We start from the raw sequence: 20,620 nt of genomic DNA, 5'->3' as shown, positions 1-20,620 counted from the left end.
AAAACAATCTGGATAGGCTATAAATATTAAAAGATGAACCGAGCCTTCAAGCTCATGAAGTAATTATTCACATAGGAACTGAATTATGAATATAACGAATTCACCGGAGTTATCTCAAACCCGCTATCGTATAGCGGACTTAATTTTGGAATTTAACCATCCGACTCATATTGCTTTGAATTATATCTTGGATTCCTTTCGGGATTTTCAGATCGATATTGCTGACGGAAAAGCTGATATTACAATTAATATTAGTCTAGAAAAAACTCCGGTAACAGTGGATATGGGATTATTGCGGACAGATGAGTCTATTGCTTGGGGAGATCGCTTTCGCTTTTATGAGAAGGAGGACACATTTATTACAACAATAGTAAATGAGCAGGGCAACGGGACATGGTATCAGTATAGTAACCGCAACTTTGAACAATCGACGATTTATGTTCCTGAGAGTTCAGCCGCTGAACAGAGCGCTGTGATCACTTGGATGTCGATGATGATATTTGGCCAAGCCAGTCTCTTGCACGATACCATTATGATTCATGCTTCCGTGGTCAATCATGAAGGTAACGGAATCGCATTTTTAGGGAAAAGTGGAACTGGAAAAAGTACACATAGTAGGCTGTGGCTTACCCATATTCCCAACACTGTATTGCTCAATGATGATAATCCGGCTGTCCGCATAACAGCGGAGGGCATTTTTATCTATGGAACACCATGGAGCGGCAAGACCCCTTGTTATAAAAATGAACGATTACCACTAAAAGCGTTCGTACGGCTACAGCAGGCTCCGGCCAATACCTTTACCTGGCAACCGGGACTCAAAGGATTTATTGCGGTGCTACCAAGTTGCACGGCAATCCGATGGAATAAAGATCTCTTTGCAGGGATGAATACAATTCTCGAAAAAATTGTAGCTGAAATACCGGTAGGTTATTTACAGTGCTTGCCAGACGCGGCTGCTGCCCAGCTGTGTCATTCATTCATATTTGGCAGTAAATAATTCGTATTAAGATTTCTAATAAACTAAAAGGTCACGGGATAATATGATTATCCTGTGACCTTCATAGCTGTCATAGCTATTCTCATACTTGCTCTCTTCGCAAGTAGCGGCAGTAAACCTATTTGCTCTTTGTCTTGATCATACCACGCTCCGGCCTTGTATGCATTTTGCCCTGATCCACTGTTTGGATCGTACGTGCCGAGATACTGCGCATAGCCGCCCGTGATTTGCTTGTGGGAGCTGCATCAGCTAAAGCTGTTGCCAGCATTTTCTCCTGAGGATCTCCGACATCGGCTGACACATCGTCACCGACACCACTCTTATCAGGAACAAGTCCGTCCCAATAATCACGCAGACCGGATTCAGTTCCCTTGTTATATTTCTCGCCGAGATTTCCGCGTGAATTCTTTAGAATAAATGAAGCCGGCCAATAAGATACTTTGTCCCGGACTTTCTGCTCAAAAAAACCAACAGGCTTACCATAGGTTCTTGATTCGGTGGCTATAATCTGGACCGGAAGATGCGGCGTAAGCACATTGATCAGCATCTCAGCCGCTGAAGCAGTCTCTTCGCTCACCAAGAAATAAACTTTATTAAGATTTAACGTACTTAGTCCGTCAAAGTAGGTATCAGACATATGCAGTTGATCTCTTAAGTTCTTTGCCGCATCCGACTGCATGTACTTATTCATTTCATAGGTCAGCATCAGTTTACCTTTGGTCTTGGCGCCGCCGATCTTATCCGCAATATAGATAGCCGCATCTACATAGCCTCCGCCATTGTACCGCAGATCAACAATCAGGCTTTTGATCTGTTTGGTCTCATATTGGGCAAAGGTTGCATTGATATTTTTCTGATTCTGATTGTTATTCTCAATCTCTTCAAATGAAGATAAGGCCAAATACCCGATGTTGTTACCGCTATAGGTATATATCGTATCCTTGTAGATCGGATTGATCACATACGAATTGTTATAGCTCATCGCTTTTTCGAAGATCTTATTATCAGCACGCTTCACCTGCAATGTAAGAGCTGCTGCATCCAATGCCGTATTGATATTATTCCGCAAACGGCTGTAGGCTGCAGGATCTTTCACTTGACAGGTACCACCCGGGTCAGGACAGCTGACTTCGATCGAATAATTTTCCTTGTCATTATTGACAGATGTAATGATATCTGCACGTTTAAATCCAGCGACTTGTGCCGGAGACCCGCCTTCGACAAAGGAAATATAGGGCCGCGCAGTCTTACTATCTAGCGAAAACCATTGTACTGAGATGCCATAGCCTTCATTGTTATCCATCTTTGTACTGGCCTGCTCGGCGATATTGTAGCCGTTGATACCTTCCATAAAGGAAAAGCGGTCAAAAACACCTGCATATCCTGCGGCAACATGGACTGGTGTCAGCCTTTTGAGTGCATCAAGCACGTTACTCGCCGAACCATATTGATCGGTATACTGAGCCGGATTGTTTAAATAATCCGGGATGGATCCATCCGCCCATACGGAATAGAGCTTATAATATTTATAAATATCGTCTTTAATAAGCTGACCATCGGTACGGTCAGTTGGTTCCGGCTCCGGTTCGGGCTTTGGATTATCCTTTTTACAGGAAAGAACAGTAAGTCCGATCAGCGCTATCGCTGCCCAACGCCCTACTTGCTTTAGAGGCACTATGTTCATATGTTGAAGCAATTTGTAAAACAAACATAGATAAATTGCTTTTTATATGCAATTTAATTACGCTTGATATCAAAGAATTGTAGTTTTTCGGCGGCCTCTTAAGCTCAAAAAAACAGGATCACATCAAAACCACAGTCTTTAATAAAAATAACCATTGCCTGGTAGACTTACACCCCATAATCTAAATACTAACTACTAAGATCTAAATACTAATATCTATATTTCTCTTTCCACTTGTCCCGAAGGCTCTGGCGGATCTTCTCCTCCTGAGGATTTTGCCCCGGTTCGTATAATTTTACACCACTAACCTCTTTGGGCAGAAATTCCTGTAGCACAAAATTTCCAGGATAAGCGTGTGCATATTTATATTCGGCTCCATAATTAAGCTCCTTCATCAGTTTAGTCGGTGCATTACGGATATGTAAGGGAACCGACAGATCACCGGTTTGTTTCACGAGCGCCTGTGCCTTATTAATGGCCTCATAGGATGCATTGCTCTTGACCGAAGTCGCAAGATAAATGACGGTTTGCGAAAGAATAATACGTGATTCGGGCCATCCGATGACGTTCACTGCCTGGAAACAGTTATTAGCCAACAGGAGCGCATTGGGATTGGCATTACCAATATCTTCTGAAGCTAAAATCAATAACCTGCGGGCGATAAATGAAGGATCTTCTCCCCCTTCGATCATCCGGGCAAGCCAGTATACCGCAGCATTTGGATCGGATCCTCGTATAGATTTAATAAATGCCGAAATAATATCATAATGTTGTTCCCCCGCTTTGTCATAGATCGCCATATTCTGTTGCACCTGCTTCAGCACAAAAGCATTGCTAATGGGTTCCTTATGGAGAACTGCAGCATTGACAACAAGTTCAAGTACATTCAACAGCTTGCGTGCATCACCACCAGACAAGCGTAACAGCGCCTCATACTCTTCAACAGTAATCGCTTGTTTTTGGAGATATTCATCCTCATGAAGTGCCTTTTGAACCAGACCGATAAGATCTGCCTCTGACAGGTGCTCCAGCACATAGACCTGACAACGGGATAACAAGGCTGATATAACCTCGAATGAAGGGTTTTCAGTTGTCGCGCCAATCAGTGTAACCAAACCGCGCTCAACAGCCCCCAGTAGCGAATCCTGTTGGGATTTGGAAAAACGATGTATTTCATCAATAAACAGAATTGGCTGATCCTGATTGAAATTCATCAGTCGCTCGGCTTTATCAATGACCTCCCGGATATCTTTTACGCCAGCCTGAATTGCACTCAGGGCAAAGAAAGGTCTATCCAGCTCCTTGGCAATCAACAGCGCTAAACTTGTCTTTCCAACACCTGGAGGCCCCCATAATATCATTGAGGGGATATTCTTTTGTTGGATCGCATGATAAAGTACTGCATCGGGACCAACAATATGCTGCTGCCCCACATAATCTTTCAATTGATGTGGTCGTAATCGTTCTGCAAGAGGGATACGTGTTGCCATAGTACAAATTTAAAAATTAAACCCTACAATAACTAAATATTTTAGTTTAGCCAAATAAAGGACTCCCAAGCAGTGAACGTATAACTAAAAAAGAAAATAACCGGTAAGCCACAGGTTTGTGCCACCAAGGTCTCAATACTCAATACTAACTACTTCATACTCAAAAAACACTTTAACATTTTTTCACACAATTTTTCTTCATATTTGCTCTATTATTAAAGTTCTTTATGGCGGAGCAGAGATCGATAAATTGATTTCACTATACAATTTATCTGAGTTTGCTCTATTATTAAAGTTCTTTATGGAAGAGCAGAGATCGATAAATTGCTTTTGGTATACAATTTATCTAAGTTTGTATGAGACGTTAATTGACGCGTAATAATGAATGAGTATGACGAAATACTGGACCTTACTTTTGACTGCCCTAACCACGACCCTTGGAATGAGCGGAAAGGTTATGGCACAGAATACCCCAAAAGACTATACTGGGGCAATAAAAAAATATGATGCTTCCTTTAGCGGCGTAGGTCCAGAGGTGTATTTCCTACCTCCCCCAAAGACTGAAAACGAAATTATTGAAGACAATTATACGAGCAAAAAAAGCTTTAGTAAGGAAATCGCCAGGCAACTGCTATTCCAACGTTTGTTACTGCAATTGAAAAGCACCAATAATATGGGGCATTTTCAATATTTGATGAATCCCGTTCCTGCTAATACCACAGCATGGAATAATACCATCGAAAATCAGAAAAAAGTAGAGAACTGGATTGCAGGCTATGCCTTAGCCAATGAAGCTGCCCTATTTTCAATTAAGAATAATGATAGTAGTGCTGCTTCAAAATTTCTATATGATGCATTATCATTAGCAAATCGTACCGACAACAAGGATGATATTGCAACAATTAACTTGAATTTGAGCAATTTTCAATTGTATCATGGCGATTTCGACAAAGCCGAAGAAAGCGCCCAAAAATATCATACCTATGCCACGGTAAGTAAAAGCTATCTCGAGCAGGCCAATGCATGGTTATTAATTGCCATGGCCCGTGCAGGGCAAAAGAACTTTAAGGCCGCAGAAAATAACATTATCCGAAGCGCTATCCCTTTATTTAATAAAGCAAAGGCTTATGAAGGTAAAATATTCGCATGGGAGATGCTGGCGGAAATCTATTTTAAACAAAACAAATACACCGAGGCACAATGGTTTTTATTGCAGGCACGTGATCTGGCCAATGCAAAAAATCTAAGTGGTGAGCTTGCAGAGATCGAATATCTGCTTGCCGCTTCCAAGCAAAAGGATGGGAATTACAAGGTGTCCATTAAAGAATTTATTCAAGCTGCTGAATTGGCCTCCAACGAGAATAACAAACAGTTGTCCTTGGCGATATTAGACAAATTAGGCGAAGTATACCTTGTATTGAAGGACTATCCTTCGGCCGACCAGACCTACAAGGCCTATACACAACTGAAAAACGAATTGTACAATTAATTGATCTTCGTACGATAATAACAACCGAAGAATCGAAAGTAAGAAATAAATCGTATTTTAAGCTTTTTGTAAATATTAAAGGATAAATCAAATAAATTTTTAGAATCTATGATAATGTGCTATGAATTTCACTAAATTTAGCACGCTTATCAATAAGAGCTGAATATTTTTTTTATAAAATGATTATTAAAACTGTCGAAAATATGTTTAGGAAACTCATATTTGCACTTTTTGTGGTATCTATTGTCTCCTGTGGATCAAAACCACGGGTGGCGCTTCCAGATGACGGTGGGCTCAAGCCGAGCACCCAGCATCAGATCATCGCGAAAGAAGTGATTGGATTACTGGAAAATGCGAGCTACAAGAAGGTCAAAATGAATGACTCGATATCTGGAATTATCTATGATAATCTGATCAAAGGTTTGGACCAAAGCAAAAATTATTTACTCCAGTCGGATATCGATGAATTTCAAGCTTACAAGAGTAATCTTGCCCAAGATATAAAAGATGGCGACCTATCGCCGGCTTTCCAAATCTTCAATGTCTATAAAAAGAGATATTTGGAAAGAATGCAATATGCACTTTCTGAAATCGACAAAAAGCAAGATTTTACCAAAGATGAATATTATCAGCCTAACCGTGAAAAATTAGGTTGGTTCAAAACGGATGCCGAAGCCAACGACCAATGGCGTAAACGTGTGAAGTACGATTTGTTGAACCTGGAAACCGCTAGTGGTAAATCTACTGACAGTGCAAAGACTAAACAGGTAGAAACATTGAAAAAACGTTATGTGAATTTAATTTCCCAAACAAAGAAATATAATTCAAATGACGCCTTTCAGATCATTATGCAGGCGCTTACAGATGCTGTAGATCCACATACTTCTTATTTCAACCCTTCTTATGCACAAGCCTTTAATGAAGGGATGGCCAATACATTTGAAGGTATTGGAGCAAGACTGACCATAGACAATGAGGCCGTAAGCATCAATGAGATCATTCCGGGGGGACCTATCTTTAAAGACAAGACCATCCAAGTGAATGACAAGATCATTGCTGTGGCGCAAGGTAAAGATGGTGAATTTGAAGATATCATCGGCTGGAGATTAGACGCCGCAGTAGCCAAAATAAAAGGTCCGAAGGGAACGATCGTACGACTTAAGATTATCCCTGCAGGACAACCGATGAACTCGCATCCGCGCATTGTTTCCTTAGTACGAGAAAAAATCGTTGTCGAAGAAGAGTCTGCCAAGAAAGAGATCATGAACATCAAAGGGGCTGATGGAAAAATGTATAAAGTCGGGGTGATCAATATCCCTAAATTTTATATGGATTTTGAAGCCTACAGAAGACGCGATCCGAACTATAAAAGTACAACAAGAGATGTGAGACTGATCTTAGATACGCTAAAACAAGCCAAAGTGGATGCTGTAATTATCGACCTGCGTTTCAATGGCGGTGGCTCACTACCTGAAGCAATTGATCTTACGGGATTGTTTATTGATAAGGGCCCTGTTGTACAAGTAAGGGATACTAAAAATAATATTGATGTCGAAGAAGATAAGAATGCAGGTGTAGCATGGGACGGCCCATTAGGTGTAATGATCAACCGTTTCTCTGCCTCAGCCTCAGAAATTTTCGCTGGTGCAATTCAAGATTATGGTAGAGGAGTAATCCTTGGCTCACAAAGTTACGGTAAAGGAACTGTTCAATCGGCTATCGACATGTCGCGTGTGATTAGCCCTACAAGTCGCCTATTATTAAAAGCATCAGGAGAGAAAGATCCGGATACACCGGAAGGTGCGCCACAATATGGACAGATCAACATCACGTTGGGTAAATTTTATCGTGTCAATGGTAGCAGTACGCAACACAAAGGAGTAACTCCCGACATTACATTCCCATCCCAATTCTCTGCAGAGAAATTTGGTGAAAGCTCAGAAAAATCTGCTCTTCCTTGGGATCAAATTCAATCCAGTAACTTCAAAAAAGTAGCAGATATGAGTGGAGTGGATAAAAAGTTGGAGACGCTACATGAGACCCGGATTAAAAATTCACTGGAATACAAATATTTGAAAGAAGACATTGAAGAGGCTCAAAAAGATGAAGATGTCAAAATTTCATTGGAATTAAATAAATTCAAAAAAGAAAAAGATGACAATCTTAAGAAAAATAAGGACCGCATCAATGCTTTATTGAAATTACAGGGTAAACCGGCATGGGAAGAAGGCAAACCTCAACCGAAGATGGACCTTGACTTTGTAAAAGATGAGAGTGCGAAAGTAATGACTGATTACATCATTAATTTTGCGAACAAAAAATAAAGACGGATAAAATTCCACGAAAAAAAGGCAATCGTAACAACGGTTGCCTTTTTTTATGATGCTCATCACAACCTCAAACCTTTAACATCAAATTCATATTTTCTTTGTAACTTATCATAACATTAATTGTTCTACATATAAAGGCTTAAAAAATAGAACTGACAATTGCTTCACAAGCTCAGAATCTATAAAATGAGAGTCTGGATAATGATGGATTTTACCCTTAAAACGATATCACAATGAAACGTATCCTACTTCTAACCGACTTTTCAGAAAATGCACTTTTAGCCGCAAAACAAGTAGCCTTATGTGCAGAGGCTTGGAAAACTGAAAAAGTTATTGTTTACCATACTTATAACAGTGTAACAATTGTAAACAATGAACCCATTGTTGTGGTTAATGACGAAGTAAAAGAGGCTAAAGAGAAAGAGTTAAATGCCTGGTTGGAGCTGATCGGACCACTCTTTCCACCACAAGTGACACTGTCCCACAAGATGGAAGATGTCGATCTTCCGATAGGTGTAAATGACCTATGTAAATCCGGAGATATTGATCTTGTCGCACTAGGGATCACAGGACAGACTGGTTTCGCGAAGATCCTGGTGGGAAGCAATGCCATTACCCTAATGGACATCTGCAATAAACCGATGTTGATTGTCTCCCATAAGGTAAATCCGGCTGTTCCAAAAAATGTATTGGCAACCACTGACCTTAAAGAAGTTGACAGAAAACTGAGTTTGTTTAATCTGGATCAAGTCCTCGACACATTTTCAGCGCAGTTATATGTTTTGAATGTTGCGAAGAAAGAAGGCTCCGCCGCAGATTTGGCGCAAGAATTAAAACATTTGCATGAACGGCTGGATAAGTATAAACCAATCTATGATTACATCAGTCATGAGGATATTACATTGGGAATAGCAGAATATGCGAAAGAGAAACATATAGACCTCATCCTATCCTTTCACAAGAAACAAGGTCTATTGGCGAGCTTATTTAAAACAAGTATATCCAAAAAAATTGCTTGGAATGGCGCGGCAAACTTATTAGTCATTCCGATGGATAAATCATAAATAGCATAAAGGGCTAGGGCAAAAGTATCTCTCCAAATATTCAATATTCAGGATATACTTTTGCCTTTTAGGGTTGCTGCCATTTTACATAGATTTCTATGTATCCGCAATCTACTTCTTGTCTACAGAATGTTTGCCCGGACCAATAAAGACGAGTCCCAGAAATACAAAGAACAATTCAATGGCATGAGATGCGCCAGAGACACCATCGCCTTTTGAAAGATGCATCAATCCGGCAACCACCATGGTAAAAGCAAGTAACAAGGCTGAAGGTCTAAAGAAAAGACCCAATAGTAAGAAAAGACCACCAATAGTTTCCGTTGCCGCCGCCATAAAGCCCCAAAATGTCGGAATAAAATTGATACCGATATTGCCCATAGCCTTTCCAACCCCCGTCCAGAGCTCAGGACCTCCTTGCAGCTTTGGCAAACCATGCATAATCATCATGACACCTAATCCGATACGAAGGATCAATAAACCTGTATCCCTATATTTTCCCAATGAATTCCAAATTGCCATAAATAGAAAATTATAATGTATTAAAATGTTAATTACTGATTGATATTTCTAAAATAATCAATTTTTGTTGATTATTGTCTATTTTCAGCGGCATCAATGAGCCCACTCCGTTCGGTTATTGATTTGTGTTTATTTCTCAAAGGTATCAATAAACTCATTTCATTCGCTAATTAGTGTCTCATTTATCCTACTTGGTATCGGTGACCTTTCCCCCTTCATGCGACATACTTTATCCACCTTTAACGAGAACAAAATAAGGTCAAAATGTGTTACCTTTCCTTGATATAGATTAAGAAATTCAACAAAACATGCCTATTTGAGTGAAAGAAACAAGGACGAAATGAGGGAATACACTTAAAGAAAAATAGGGAAGCTGACAGAAAAATATTGTATTTATGATTCTAAATACGTAATTTAAGTCTCATAGACCCGATTATAAAATTATTATGAAGAATCTTCTCTTGTTAACAGATTTCTCGGACAATGCCTATGCTGCAGCTCAATATGCCGCAAAATTAGCTCCACTTTGGGGCATAGAAAGGGTTGTGTTGTACCATACTTATGAGGTGATACCAACGGTTGGAACAGAGCCTGTTGTCATCAGCAATCTGGATATACTAGAAGAAAAACAAAAAGACCTCAACGTGTGGCAGGAAGATCTCATGCAACTCTTTCCACAGGGAATAGCATGGAAAGTAATACTGGAGGAGTATGAATTGAGCTATGGTGTCAACCGCACTTGTGCTGAGGAAGATATCGATATTGTTGTCGTCGGAACTGCTGGAAAAAGTGGTTTTAAAAAGCTTCTCTTGGGTAGCAACACACTAAAATTAATTGAGAATTGCCACACGCCGTTATTGGTTGTACCTGCCAAAGCCGAATTCAGAATCCCTAAAAAGATGCTGATCGCAACCAATCTCAAAGAAGTGAAGCTTAAGTTAGACCGGCTGCTGATCAATGCAGCTGAAGTACTCCGAAAGAGTGAGGTCTATGTGGTTCACGTCACCAAGGAAGATCCCGCCAGTAAAGTTGTCAGCACAGAGATTAACATTATGAACGATCTGCTGGCCCCCTACCATCCCATATACAGCTATATCTTACACTCGGATATTGCCGTTGGCATCAATCAATATATTAATGAAAACCATATTGATATGATGGTTACATTCCATCGCGACAAAGGCTTACTTAGCCGGATTTTCAACACCAGTATTGCACAAAAAATGGCTTGGAAAAGTCAGGCAGCCATGATGGTTATTCCTGTACATTCAGGATAATATAAAAATATCGACAATTAAAACGTATCGTCCCGGACACAACTATTTAATTGTCGACATAGTAAATCGCTATAAATAGATGAGTTCCGTTTTATCGGCACTCGTTACCAATTTCACTTTCCGGCCTAATACCAATGCATGGTTATCATCTATATGTCCTGCTGGATAACCAAAGGCGACAGGAAAATCATATTCTTTGACTTTATCCCAGATAATCTCCTCTACAGTCTGTCCAAAAGTAGGATCATTGTCTTTCATGGATGAAAAACTGCCCACAATAAGACCTTTCAATTTTTTGAATTTGCCAGCACGTTTCAGCGCCCACAGCATCCGATCCACGGAATAATAAGCCTCACCCACATCTTCGATGAAAAGAATCTTATTTGCATACTTGACATCTGAGTCTGACGCCAAAACAGACAATAAAATAGCCAAATTTCCGCCAATTAGCTTGCCTTCAGCCTCACCGGAGCGGTTTGGGAATACAGATTGTTCATAGCTAAAGTCTGTGGAAGCACCAAACAACGCATTTTTTAATGTCTCCAAGGAAGCTTTGGTTCCTGATTCAAAAGATTTGGGCATCTGCCCATGTATCGTCGCAATTTTATAATTACGTTGGATATGGCTATGCAATACCGTGATATCGCTAAAGCCGACCAACCACTTGGGATGCTCCTCAAACTTAGAAAAATCGATCTCGTCGACAATCCGAACACAGCCATAGCCCCCTCGGGCAGCAAATACGGCTTTAATGGATGGATCATCCAGGGCCCATTGGAGGTCTGCAGCACGTAAGTGGTCATCGCCAGCAAATTGATGATAAGATGTCCCTACTGTCTCCCCTACCAGGACTTCAAGCCCCCAGCTCTTCAATGTTTCTATCCCCATATCAATATTCCCACGGATAAAGCTTGCAGGGCAAACGATGGCGACTTTGTCGCCCTCTTTAAGAAAATCAGGTATTTTAGACATATTTATTATGTTTCATATATAATTTGATTCTTTATGGCCATGAAGCGATCATTAGCCAACTCATTTTATTTTAACCCAAAGTAATTTGTTCTAACTCATGATGGTTTCCTCCAATAAAAATTTTCAATGGATGAGGAGACAACAAATTTATCTTAGTATTATACCGCAAATTGAATTATCTTTGTGAAAGAAACAAGTAAAAACTTTAATATACTTTCAAGCATTGAGTATTCTAGATAAAAAACGTTATACAATTACTTCGGCATTACCCTACGCCAACGGTCCTTTACATATCGGACACCTTGCCGGAGCTTATATTCCAGGTGATATCTTTGTTCGCTATTTGCGTTTAAATCAAAAAGATGTGGTCTATGTCTGTGGTTCGGATGAACATGGTGCAGCCATTACCATCCGTGCAAAAAAAGAGGGAATTACGCCTCAGCAGATCATTGATAAATACAACAAACAAATCAAAGAAAGCTTTGAGGAGTTTGGCATTTCTTTCGATATCTACCATCGTACTTCCGAACCGATTCACCACCAATTGTCTCAAGATTTTTTTCTGAACTTATACAATAAAGGTGAATTTGTCGAGAAATTTTCGGAGCAATACTACGATGAGGAGTACCATCAGTTTTTGGCTGACCGTTATATTACCGGGACCTGTCCAAACTGTAAATCCGAAGGTGCCTATGGTGACCAATGCGAAAAATGTGGTACATCACTAAGTCCAACAGATCTGATCAACCCAATTTCCACATTAAGTGGGAAAACTCCTGTATTAAAAGAAACGAAGCATTGGTATTTACCATTGGATAAATATCAGCCTTGGTTGGAAAAATGGTTAATCGAGGGTAAGAAAAACATTCTTAAATCCAACGTTTTTGGCCAATGTCAGTCTTGGCTCAAGTCAGGATTGCAACCACGTTCTATGACCCGAGATCTGGATTGGGGGGTAGATGTTCCCTTGGAAGAAGCAGAGGGAAAGAAACTTTATGTATGGTTGGATGCACCAATCGGTTATATTTCTGCAACAAAGCAGTGGGCAATCGACCACGGAAAAAATTGGGAAGACTATTGGAAAACCCATGACAATCCAGCGGACGATTCAACATTGATCCATTTTATCGGAAAAGATAATATTGTATTCCATTGCATCATATTCCCGGCGATCCTTCATGCTCATGGAGACTATATCCTGCCAGAAAATATACCTGCAAATGAATTCCTTAATTTGGAAGGCGATAAGTTATCGACATCCAGAAACCATGCTGTTTGGTTACATGAATATCTACAGGAATTCCCAGACAAACAGGATGAATTACGTTATGTATTAACCTCTATTTTACCTGAGACCTCGGATGCTGAATTTACCTGGAAGGATTTCCAAGCGCGAATCAACAACGAGCTAGTAGCGATCTTTGGTAACTTTGTCAACCGTGTGATGGTACTTTCCCATAAATATTTCGATGGCAAAGTATTAAATGGATCTCCATTAACAGCAGTGGATCAAGCGGTATTGGATGAGTTAAAATCCTATCCGGCGTCTATCAAATCATCACTGGAGCAATTCCGTTTCCGTGAAGCGCTGGCGGAGTTTATGAATGTGGCACGCCTTGGAAACAAATATTTGGCTGATGAAGAACCTTGGAAAGTAATAAAAACGGACGAGGAACGCGTAAAAACGATCCTAAATGTAGCGTCTCAGATTGTTGCTAACCTTGCCGTGCTGGCACAACCATTTTTACCAAAAACAGCAATCAAATTATTTGAAATGCTCAATTTCCCACAAGGAAATTGGAACGATGCAGGTAGCGAAGGCCTAATTCAGGATGGTCATCAACTGGGTGAAGTCCAATTGTTGTTTGATAAGATAACCGACGAACAAGTGGAGTTTCAATTAAACAAACTTGCGGAAGCGAAACTAAAAAATCGCGCGGACAATGCGAAGGTCGCCCCAGCTAAAGAAAATATTAGTTTTGACGATTTTGTCAAAATGGATATCCGTGTAGGGACAATTTTAGAAGCTGAAAAAGTTGCGAAAACAAAGAAATTACTAAAATTAACAATAGACACAGGTATTGACAAACGCACTGTTGTATCTGGTATCGCGGAGTTTTTTAGTCCGGAAGAGATTGTCGGACGCCAGGTCTCAATTTTGGTAAATCTAGAACCTCGTGAAATCAAAGGCATTACCTCACAGGGTATGATCCTGATGGCCGAAGATGCTGATGGTAGATTGGATTTCGTCAAACCGGATACAGCGATCAAAGTTGGTAGTACAGTACGTTAGTTAAACGTTAGATATAGCATAAACAAAGAATGCCTGTCGTAAAAGACAGGCATTCTTTGTTTTCAAAAGCCATCTAGTATTTCTATTCCCTTTTAATGATTGGCTTTAGCTACTGATACCAAGCCAAGAGCGATTAGAATAAGACATTCTGTAATCTCTTCTTAAAATCTTTCTCATCCATCCAATCATAGACAGTACCTTTTAACTTTTTTATAACCTCCGTTTTCGATTCGGCAACAACTTTCTTCTTTTTGGTAAGTACATTGGACACTGGAGTATTGGTGATCTCGACCTTCGTTGCAAACATATTGATATTCATACTGGGGATAGATATCCCTAAGATCAAGCCTGGAAGCCCATGGATTAATTCTGGCCCCCCTGGTATTGGAATCTGTCCCGCAAAAAATGCGACAACATAGATTGAATCTTGTATGATTCCATTTGCTCGCCGACAATCATAGCCGGCGATATTCCGATACTCATCAGTGTACTTCCATTTCACTGTTGGCAGAGAATCTTTCATCAACAGTTGCTCATCGCCAAAAGGCAATAATTTGATGAATTCTTGGTTCTTGAAATTCAAATAAGTTTTTGAATCAGTCAATGCCGGATTATACCAGGAAACATTTCGATAGTTAGCGGGGTAATCTTCCTGTACGGTTTCAAACAAAGTCTCGGTATCATAAAACTTCAATGTATGATGTGTGATCACTTCAACAGGTCCATTTTTGACCGCATTCTCTACCCCCAGTTTATCCCAGGTATCCAGATCTGGCTTACTTAAATAAGTTCGTTTCAAGTAGTTCTGCACATGAAATTTCCGTTCGAAAGTCACAGTACCACTGTTCGGAAAGAATGCATGCTGTGCCTGTATAGTAGTGACGGACAAGCATAAAAGCCACATCATTAATATTATTTGCTTCCTCATTTGGCATCTCCTTTCATTGTTGTAAAATTGTAGATCACTTTTAACATCCCATAACGACGCAATACATTGTTGCTCGTCTGGATAAATGCAGTACCATCTTGATAGCGACGCACTCCAATATTTTTATTTAATATATCGTTGACAAATAATTGCGCTTCCAAAGATTTGTCCTTTAAGAACTTTTTAGAGATATAGCCATTCATGTTCATCATGTTAATGGATTGCAAGGTCTTTGTTGCAGCCTGATAATTCTGTTGCATGGATAGCGAAATTTTAAAGTCTTTGGGTAAGTAATAGGTGACTTGTGAATAAGAATTGAATTTAAATGTTGTCTGGTTCAATTCGGGCTGTAAATAGGAATCCATTTTTTCTAGGCCTGGACTCAAGGTAACATAAAAGTCCATTTTATTTGCTTTATAACGGTTAAAACCTATATTAGGACCTACGCTCCAAGTTTTGTTACGGTTTAGCTGTGGTTCTTGATTCAATAAAGAAAGATAGCTATACTGGCTATTATAGTTAAGGTCCATACCAAGGTTCATCTTTAATCCCCATTTCTTTTGTATCGGAAAACTATAGCTTCCACCTCCATACACAGACCAATTATCCTTATCAATATTGACATAGGAGATTTGTCGGGTACCCTCTTCCAAGTTATAGCGCACACTACTATTAATATTACGTTTTCTCTGATAAGCGCCAACATAGAAATACATATTTTGATCTTTTAGCTGCTTATAAGAGTTATAATTGACAGAATAGGAATTATTGAAACCAGCTTTCAGATCCGGATTGTCCAAGTATTCTACGAGCGGCTGGGCATTTTGTTTGAGTGGTTCGATCTGTGTCAATGAAGGTTGGGCAGTCTGTCCACTGTAACGGAAACCGATGTTTCTACTTTTAGAAATTTTGTAATTTACCGAAAGTGAAGGCCTTAAAGAAGTCTGATCACGTTGCAATACGGTGTTTAAATTATTATAAGTCCTTTTCACAGCCTCAAATTCTGTTTGGTTACTCAGATTGACTGTCAAGTCATTTGTTTTATAGTTCAGCGAGGTATTGATACTATTTTTTAAACTGGAAAAATTAAAATCATTCAATACACTTTCATCCAGCACGGTATATTTTTGTGTGATAGGATCTCTATTGAAGGATTGATTGAGTGTCTCTGATCTATTGCTTGAAAAGGAATACCCTATTGATCCTGTAATCTTTTTCGAAAGGGGTTCTGTATAGGTTACCGAACCGCCATACGTATTATTTCTGAATTCATCTTTTTTAAATTGATCGATTGTGTCGGTACGCCGGCTATTTTCAAAATAGTTTTCCGAAAAATACTGTGTCTTCGAAAGGTTCCGATCCGTATTTGCGTTGACATTAAATGTGATGGAGCGACGTTCTTTTTTAAACCGTCGGGTCAAGATAGCATTCACATTGAATTTATCCTGATCACTATTCAGATCCGTACGCGATATGGTATTTGTAATCGGCTGTCCACTCAATGTTTTCTGATAAGCTTCCGCCTCAGAGATATTATCCCTATTGGATTTATTAAAGCCCATATTCACGGTCAAATCAGCTAACGAGTCCAACTTATAATCGTACCTCAAGTTAGCAACATTTGCTCTGTTTTCATTTTCCGTTCTGGTCGTATTACTGTCTATTTGTGCCCGTTCTGGTAAGTTATTCTGCGCATTATAGGTACTTGTATTATCAACATTGATCTGACTACGTTTGTAATTGACGTTAATTTTGTGCTTATCATTTTTAGATTTATCGGAATAACTTACCCCCATATTCAACGCTTTAGGCACCCCTCCACCCCTGTATTGGCCATCCCATCCACCATCAGTTTCGTCTCCACTGGAAGAGATCATGATACCTCCACCATCCATCATCTGCACATTGCCACTTCCACCCACACCATATTTTTGACTATCCTCAAAGCCCAAACCTACCATGCCATCATTGGCCAAAATACCATAAGTGGCAATCTTCTGCGCTCCCTTAAACTTATTGAGCATGACTTTCCCGCCATAATACTTATCTGTTCCTGCACCAGCGATTGCCTGACCAAACATCCCTTTCTTTTTATCCTCCTTGAGTTTTATATCAATAGTTTGTGTACGCTCTCCGTCATCCACACCCGTACGAACAGCCAGATCGGACTTCTTTTCGTATACCTGTACCTTGCTCACCATATCTGACCGAATATTTTTGGTGATCAGGGTCGGGTCATCCCCAAAAAACTCCTCCCCATCAAGCAGTACCTTTTTTACCTCTTTTCCCTGCGCTGTAATCTTCCCGCTCCCATCGATCGTAATACCGGGAAGCACTTTGAGCAAGTCCTCAACCTTAGCGTCTTTCTCAACCTTAAAACTACCGGCATCATACTCTATCGTATCTCCTTTAATAACGACTGGAATTCGTCCATTGACCTGTACCTCCTCCAAAAGTAATGCTGCCTTTGACAGCGATATCATACCAAGATCAAGACCTTGTGCTGTAATATGGATATCTTTCACGAGATCTGCATATTGCGGATAGGACACGACCATTTTATAAATACCTGTATCCAGATTGGCAATTTGGAAAGTCCCATTTTCTTTTGTTCGATCGAACTTAATTAAAATAGAATCTTTAGGGTTAAGTAAAGCAACTGACGCTTGATGGAGTTTGGCTTTGTCTTTGGTATCAACAACTACACCTGTAAGCCTCTGTTGGGCATAGGAAATAGAGCTTATGGCTGAAAGTACAAGAAACAAAACTAAGGTATAGGTTAGTCTCATAAATTTCCGTTTATATATTGTCGCAATAAAGATATCAATGTTGCTACGGAAAATTCGTAAAATAATGTTAAATAATTAAGAAATTAAAAAAAATACAAAAACCAACAACAACAGATTGTAAAACAACCAATTAAACATAAATACCTAATAAAACGGAATAGAACACGATGTTACGCCAGCTTTCTTTTCCCAATAAGACACAACTGATAACATCAGAAGAAATATAGTTTCACCCTTTTCTACCTGACATATTGAAAATAGTTTCGCTATCGAAAAACTGGTAGAGATAAATTGCGGATAGCTATTTCAAATACGATTCCCTAGTCCAGCTCATAGTATAAGGCTGCCTGTGTAGCATATTATCTTGCTAGGGACCTCTTTAGAAATACCTTCAGTATAAAAAACAGCAGTAAGCTTGCGCCACTGCTGTCTATACTATTCATTGCAAACAAGCTTTTTTGTCTAGTCTGCAGACGGCATCGAACAAGTCAATTATTCGACGTTTAGATTCAATTCTTTTTCTTTATTGATTAGATGTGCAATGCTGGTGTCATTCAAAATTTGCAACATCGCATTCCGCACTTCCACAAATGTATCACGGATGCCACAAGCATGCTCTTCGGTACACTCTTCACAGGAACGATAGAAATTTAGACTGACACAAGGGAGCAAAGCAATCGGTCCATCGATCAGACGCATTACCTGAGATAAAAATACATCTTCTGGAGCTTTATTAAGACTATAACCACCACCTGCACCTTTTTTACTATAGAGAATCCCTGCGTTGCGCATTTCAAGGAGAATCTGTTCCAAGAATTTTTTTGGAATATTTTCTTCCTGTGCAATCTTAACGATCTGCATAGGTTCATTTCCGTAGTTACGACCGAGCACCATAAGTGCCTTAATTGCATATTTTGTCTTTTTGGAAAGCATAATTTGTTAACCCCCTGTTGAATTGCAAATTTACGTTTTTTATTCAATAGAATAAAACCTATAAAACTAGCCTGTAAAAGAAAAGCCCTTAGCACAATTACCCATTGGATATCCTTATGCTAAGGGCGAATATTATTTGATCATCTAATTGCTATTGGCCCAATACTGCTGTAATGGGTTTACCGATACTTCCATTGGGTTCGGTAATATGCAATAGTGATGAAATTGTAGGCGCAATATCGACAATATGGACCTCGGTATTGGACACACCAGGCTTAATGCCCCAGCCCATAAATACCAATGGAATATGGGAATCGTATCCCGACCAAGTACCATGTGTCGTACCCGTAGATCGTGGCGTACCATCATACCATTGTGGTTCACAAACAATTTGGATAACACCACTTCGTTTGTAGTTATACCCATTGATCATTTTTTCACGCACAGGCTCCGGAATCATTAGGCCTTCGCTCTTTTCCATATCTGCAACATATGCAACACCTTCGGTGTGGCGCAATTCGCGAATAATTGTCTCTTTAATTTTATCCCGATCCAATTGAAGCGAATCAATGATTTGATTATTCAAATGAACCTGATAATTCATCATACTCTTGACGATTTTTTCCTGTCCAAATTTCTCTTTCAACTTTTTGTTTAGATCCGAGATAATCTGACGGGAATAGAAATAACCGCCATTTCCTTTCATATCCATATAGAATCTAGAGTTGTAAGAAGCACCATGGTCAGCTGTCAAGAAAAAGGTGTAATTGCCTTTACCAACAGTGTTATCCAGATAAGCAAAGAAATCGGCCAGTTGTTTGTCCAATTGCAGATAAATATCTTCAATTTCTACAGCTGTCAATGAGTAACGGTGTCCAACATAATCTGTCGCCGAAAGACTGACACAAAGGAAATCGGTATTTTTAGTTGGGTTATTTCCCATCTGCTCATTCTTGATGGCTTCCATTGCCAGATCTAAGGTAAACTGATTACCCATTGGTGTTGTTTTGATCAACTCAAGACCTTCGTCTTTCATCAACTTAGATGTCGCACGTGGCAAGGTTGGTTTCTCTTCACCTGGATATTTCCCCTCATAGATATTATCATCAGCAATACTGTTCGCCGCATAAGTACTCACATCGTACATCGGCTTCCAGTCTGCTTTAAGGTATTTTTCCGCTAACTTTTTCTTATTGAAGTCAACGACCCACTTCGGTAATTGATCCATATAAAAATTGGAGGTAATCCAATTGCCTGACTTCGCCTCAAACCAATAAGCAGCATCCGCAAAGTGACCGGCAGGTAATATACCGCCTCTGTCTTTAATTGCGATACCAATGACCTTAGATTTAAAATTTGACGCCAGTTTCAACTGATCCGTTACTGTAGATGCCAGTAAATTACGTGGGGATTGTTTTCCTTCTTTCTCTGTAGTACCTACACCAACGACATTGTCATCTTGGGTACAATACATATTCTTGCCTGTAAGCTCCTCGATCCAATCATTCCCCGCAATACCGTGGATTGAAGGAACAGAACCAGTGTATACCGAACTGTGTCCTATAGCTGTATAGGTCGGAATATAATTGATCAGGGTATTCTCACAGGAGAAACCTTCTTTCAAAAGTCGCTTGAAACCATCATTTCCATATCTGTCCGCAAAACGATATAGATAATCCCAGCGCATCTGATCCACCATCAGACCGACGACCAATTTGGGTCTTTCCGGTTGTTGTGCCATGGAGGAGAGTGCGGCTATTCCAAATACGACACTTAAAAAAAATCTTTTAATCATAATAGTATTGAGTATTGAGTAAAGCGCCCGCTATGCAGGCCCCATCGTTTAATAACG

At 39.8% G+C, this 20,620-nt stretch carries 14 protein-coding genes; 6 read left to right on the top strand and 8 right to left on the bottom strand.

Translation table 11 applies throughout. The annotated features are described in order from the left end of the window. Nucleotides 1-85: 85 nt before the first annotated feature. On the top strand, nucleotides 86-1,000 hold the full coding sequence (locus LC454_RS19860) for a hypothetical protein (protein WP_223584144.1): 915 nt from the start codon (nucleotides 86-88) through the stop codon (nucleotides 998-1,000). 118 nt (nucleotides 1,001-1,118) lie between these two features. Here the strand turns inward: LC454_RS19860 and LC454_RS19855 are convergent, their stop codons facing one another. Together LC454_RS19855 and LC454_RS19850 are read right to left on the bottom strand one after the other, a co-directional pair. After that, entirely contained in the window at nucleotides 1,119-2,684 is a 1,566-nt protein-coding gene (locus LC454_RS19855) for a S41 family peptidase (RefSeq protein WP_223584143.1), read from the bottom strand. Between the two features lie 209 nt (nucleotides 2,685-2,893). Further along, entirely contained in the window at nucleotides 2,894-4,174 is a 1,281-nt protein-coding gene (locus LC454_RS19850) for a replication-associated recombination protein A (protein ID WP_223584142.1), read from the bottom strand. 391 nt (nucleotides 4,175-4,565) lie between these two features. Here LC454_RS19850 and LC454_RS19845 point away from each other — a divergent pair, with 391 nt between their 5' ends. From LC454_RS19845 to LC454_RS19835, 3 genes are all read left to right on the top strand, one after another. Then, a complete protein-coding gene (locus LC454_RS19845; protein ID WP_223584141.1) occupies nucleotides 4,566-5,663 on the top strand; it encodes a tetratricopeptide repeat protein in 1,098 nt (365 codons plus the stop codon). 203 nt (nucleotides 5,664-5,866) lie between these two features. Beyond that, complete coding sequence (locus tag LC454_RS19840; RefSeq protein ID WP_223584140.1) at nucleotides 5,867-7,987, top strand: carboxy terminal-processing peptidase; 2,121 nt, start codon at nucleotides 5,867-5,869, stop codon at nucleotides 7,985-7,987. 239 nt (nucleotides 7,988-8,226) lie between these two features. Then, nucleotides 8,227-9,057: a universal stress protein gene (locus LC454_RS19835; RefSeq protein ID WP_223584139.1), complete on the top strand. Its 831-nt coding sequence runs from the start codon at nucleotides 8,227-8,229 to the stop codon at nucleotides 9,055-9,057. A gap of 111 nt (nucleotides 9,058-9,168) precedes the next feature. Here the strand turns inward: LC454_RS19835 and LC454_RS19830 are convergent, their stop codons facing one another. Next, a complete protein-coding gene (locus tag LC454_RS19830) occupies nucleotides 9,169-9,576 on the bottom strand; it encodes a DoxX family protein (protein WP_223584138.1) in 408 nt (135 codons plus the stop codon). Nucleotides 9,577-10,022: 446 nt separating this feature from the next. Between LC454_RS19830 and LC454_RS19825 the strand changes: the two genes are divergently transcribed. Next, entirely contained in the window at nucleotides 10,023-10,853 is an 831-nt protein-coding gene (locus LC454_RS19825) for a universal stress protein (RefSeq protein WP_223584137.1), read from the top strand. A 69-nt stretch (nucleotides 10,854-10,922) separates the two neighbouring features. Here LC454_RS19825 and LC454_RS19820 read toward each other — a convergent pair whose 3' ends face one another. After that, on the bottom strand, nucleotides 10,923-11,825 hold the full coding sequence (locus LC454_RS19820) for an LD-carboxypeptidase (RefSeq protein ID WP_223584136.1): 903 nt from the start codon (nucleotides 11,823-11,825) through the stop codon (nucleotides 10,923-10,925). Between the two features lie 223 nt (nucleotides 11,826-12,048). On the opposite strand from LC454_RS19820, the gene metG reads away from it, so the two are divergent. Continuing rightward, nucleotides 12,049-14,118: a methionine--tRNA ligase gene (metG, locus tag LC454_RS19815; protein WP_223584135.1), complete on the top strand. Its 2,070-nt coding sequence runs from the start codon at nucleotides 12,049-12,051 to the stop codon at nucleotides 14,116-14,118. Between the two features lie 133 nt (nucleotides 14,119-14,251). On the opposite strand, the gene LC454_RS19810 is transcribed toward metG, so the two are convergent. The 4 genes from LC454_RS19810 to pafA form a co-directional block, all read right to left on the bottom strand. Continuing rightward, nucleotides 14,252-15,025 (bottom strand): GLPGLI family protein, encoded by a 774-nt coding sequence (locus tag LC454_RS19810; protein WP_223584134.1) that lies wholly within the window; start codon nucleotides 15,023-15,025, stop codon nucleotides 14,252-14,254. 17 nt (nucleotides 15,026-15,042) lie between these two features. Continuing rightward, complete coding sequence (locus LC454_RS19805) at nucleotides 15,043-17,835, bottom strand: outer membrane beta-barrel protein (RefSeq protein ID WP_223584133.1); 2,793 nt, start codon at nucleotides 17,833-17,835, stop codon at nucleotides 15,043-15,045. Nucleotides 17,836-18,327: 492 nt separating this feature from the next. Then, nucleotides 18,328-18,768 carry an RrF2 family transcriptional regulator gene (locus LC454_RS19800; protein ID WP_120261185.1) on the bottom strand — a complete coding sequence of 147 codons (441 nt, stop codon included), beginning with the start codon at nucleotides 18,766-18,768 and terminating at the stop codon, nucleotides 18,328-18,330. Between the two features lie 151 nt (nucleotides 18,769-18,919). Further along, nucleotides 18,920-20,563: an alkaline phosphatase PafA gene (gene pafA / locus LC454_RS19795; protein WP_120261186.1), complete on the bottom strand. Its 1,644-nt coding sequence runs from the start codon at nucleotides 20,561-20,563 to the stop codon at nucleotides 18,920-18,922. Between the last annotated feature and the right edge of the window lie 57 nt (nucleotides 20,564-20,620).

This window comes from Sphingobacterium sp. GVS05A, from assembly GCF_019969845.1.
Taxonomy (GTDB): domain Bacteria; phylum Bacteroidota; class Bacteroidia; order Sphingobacteriales; family Sphingobacteriaceae; genus Sphingobacterium.
The sequence above is the reverse complement of the archived record's forward strand: the minus strand, read 5'-3'. Positions and strand labels throughout refer to the sequence as shown.

Excerpts from the sequence above, each read along its gene's own strand:
- LC454_RS19850 (WP_223584142.1), bottom strand. The coding sequence starts at position 4,174 with ATGGCAACACGTATCCCTCTTGCAGAACGATTACGACCACATCAATTG.
- LC454_RS19820 (WP_223584136.1), bottom strand. The coding sequence starts at position 11,825 with ATGTCTAAAATACCTGATTTTCTTAAAGAGGGCGACAAAGTCGCCATC.
- LC454_RS19860 (WP_223584144.1), top strand. The coding sequence starts at position 86 with ATGAATATAACGAATTCACCGGAGTTATCTCAAACCCGCTATCGTATA.
- LC454_RS19840 (WP_223584140.1), top strand. The coding sequence starts at position 5,867 with ATGTTTAGGAAACTCATATTTGCACTTTTTGTGGTATCTATTGTCTCC.
- LC454_RS19805 (WP_223584133.1), bottom strand. The coding sequence starts at position 17,835 with ATGAGACTAACCTATACCTTAGTTTTGTTTCTTGTACTTTCAGCCATA.
- LC454_RS19825 (WP_223584137.1), top strand. The coding sequence starts at position 10,023 with ATGAAGAATCTTCTCTTGTTAACAGATTTCTCGGACAATGCCTATGCT.
- LC454_RS19855 (WP_223584143.1), bottom strand. The coding sequence starts at position 2,684 with ATGAACATAGTGCCTCTAAAGCAAGTAGGGCGTTGGGCAGCGATAGCG.
- LC454_RS19835 (WP_223584139.1), top strand. The coding sequence starts at position 8,227 with ATGAAACGTATCCTACTTCTAACCGACTTTTCAGAAAATGCACTTTTA.
- LC454_RS19800 (WP_120261185.1), bottom strand. The coding sequence starts at position 18,768 with ATGCTTTCCAAAAAGACAAAATATGCAATTAAGGCACTTATGGTGCTC.
- LC454_RS19830 (WP_223584138.1), bottom strand. The coding sequence starts at position 9,576 with ATGGCAATTTGGAATTCATTGGGAAAATATAGGGATACAGGTTTATTG.
- LC454_RS19845 (WP_223584141.1), top strand. The coding sequence starts at position 4,566 with ATGACGAAATACTGGACCTTACTTTTGACTGCCCTAACCACGACCCTT.
- LC454_RS19810 (WP_223584134.1), bottom strand. The coding sequence starts at position 15,025 with ATGATGTGGCTTTTATGCTTGTCCGTCACTACTATACAGGCACAGCAT.
- pafA (WP_120261186.1), bottom strand. The coding sequence starts at position 20,563 with ATGATTAAAAGATTTTTTTTAAGTGTCGTATTTGGAATAGCCGCACTC.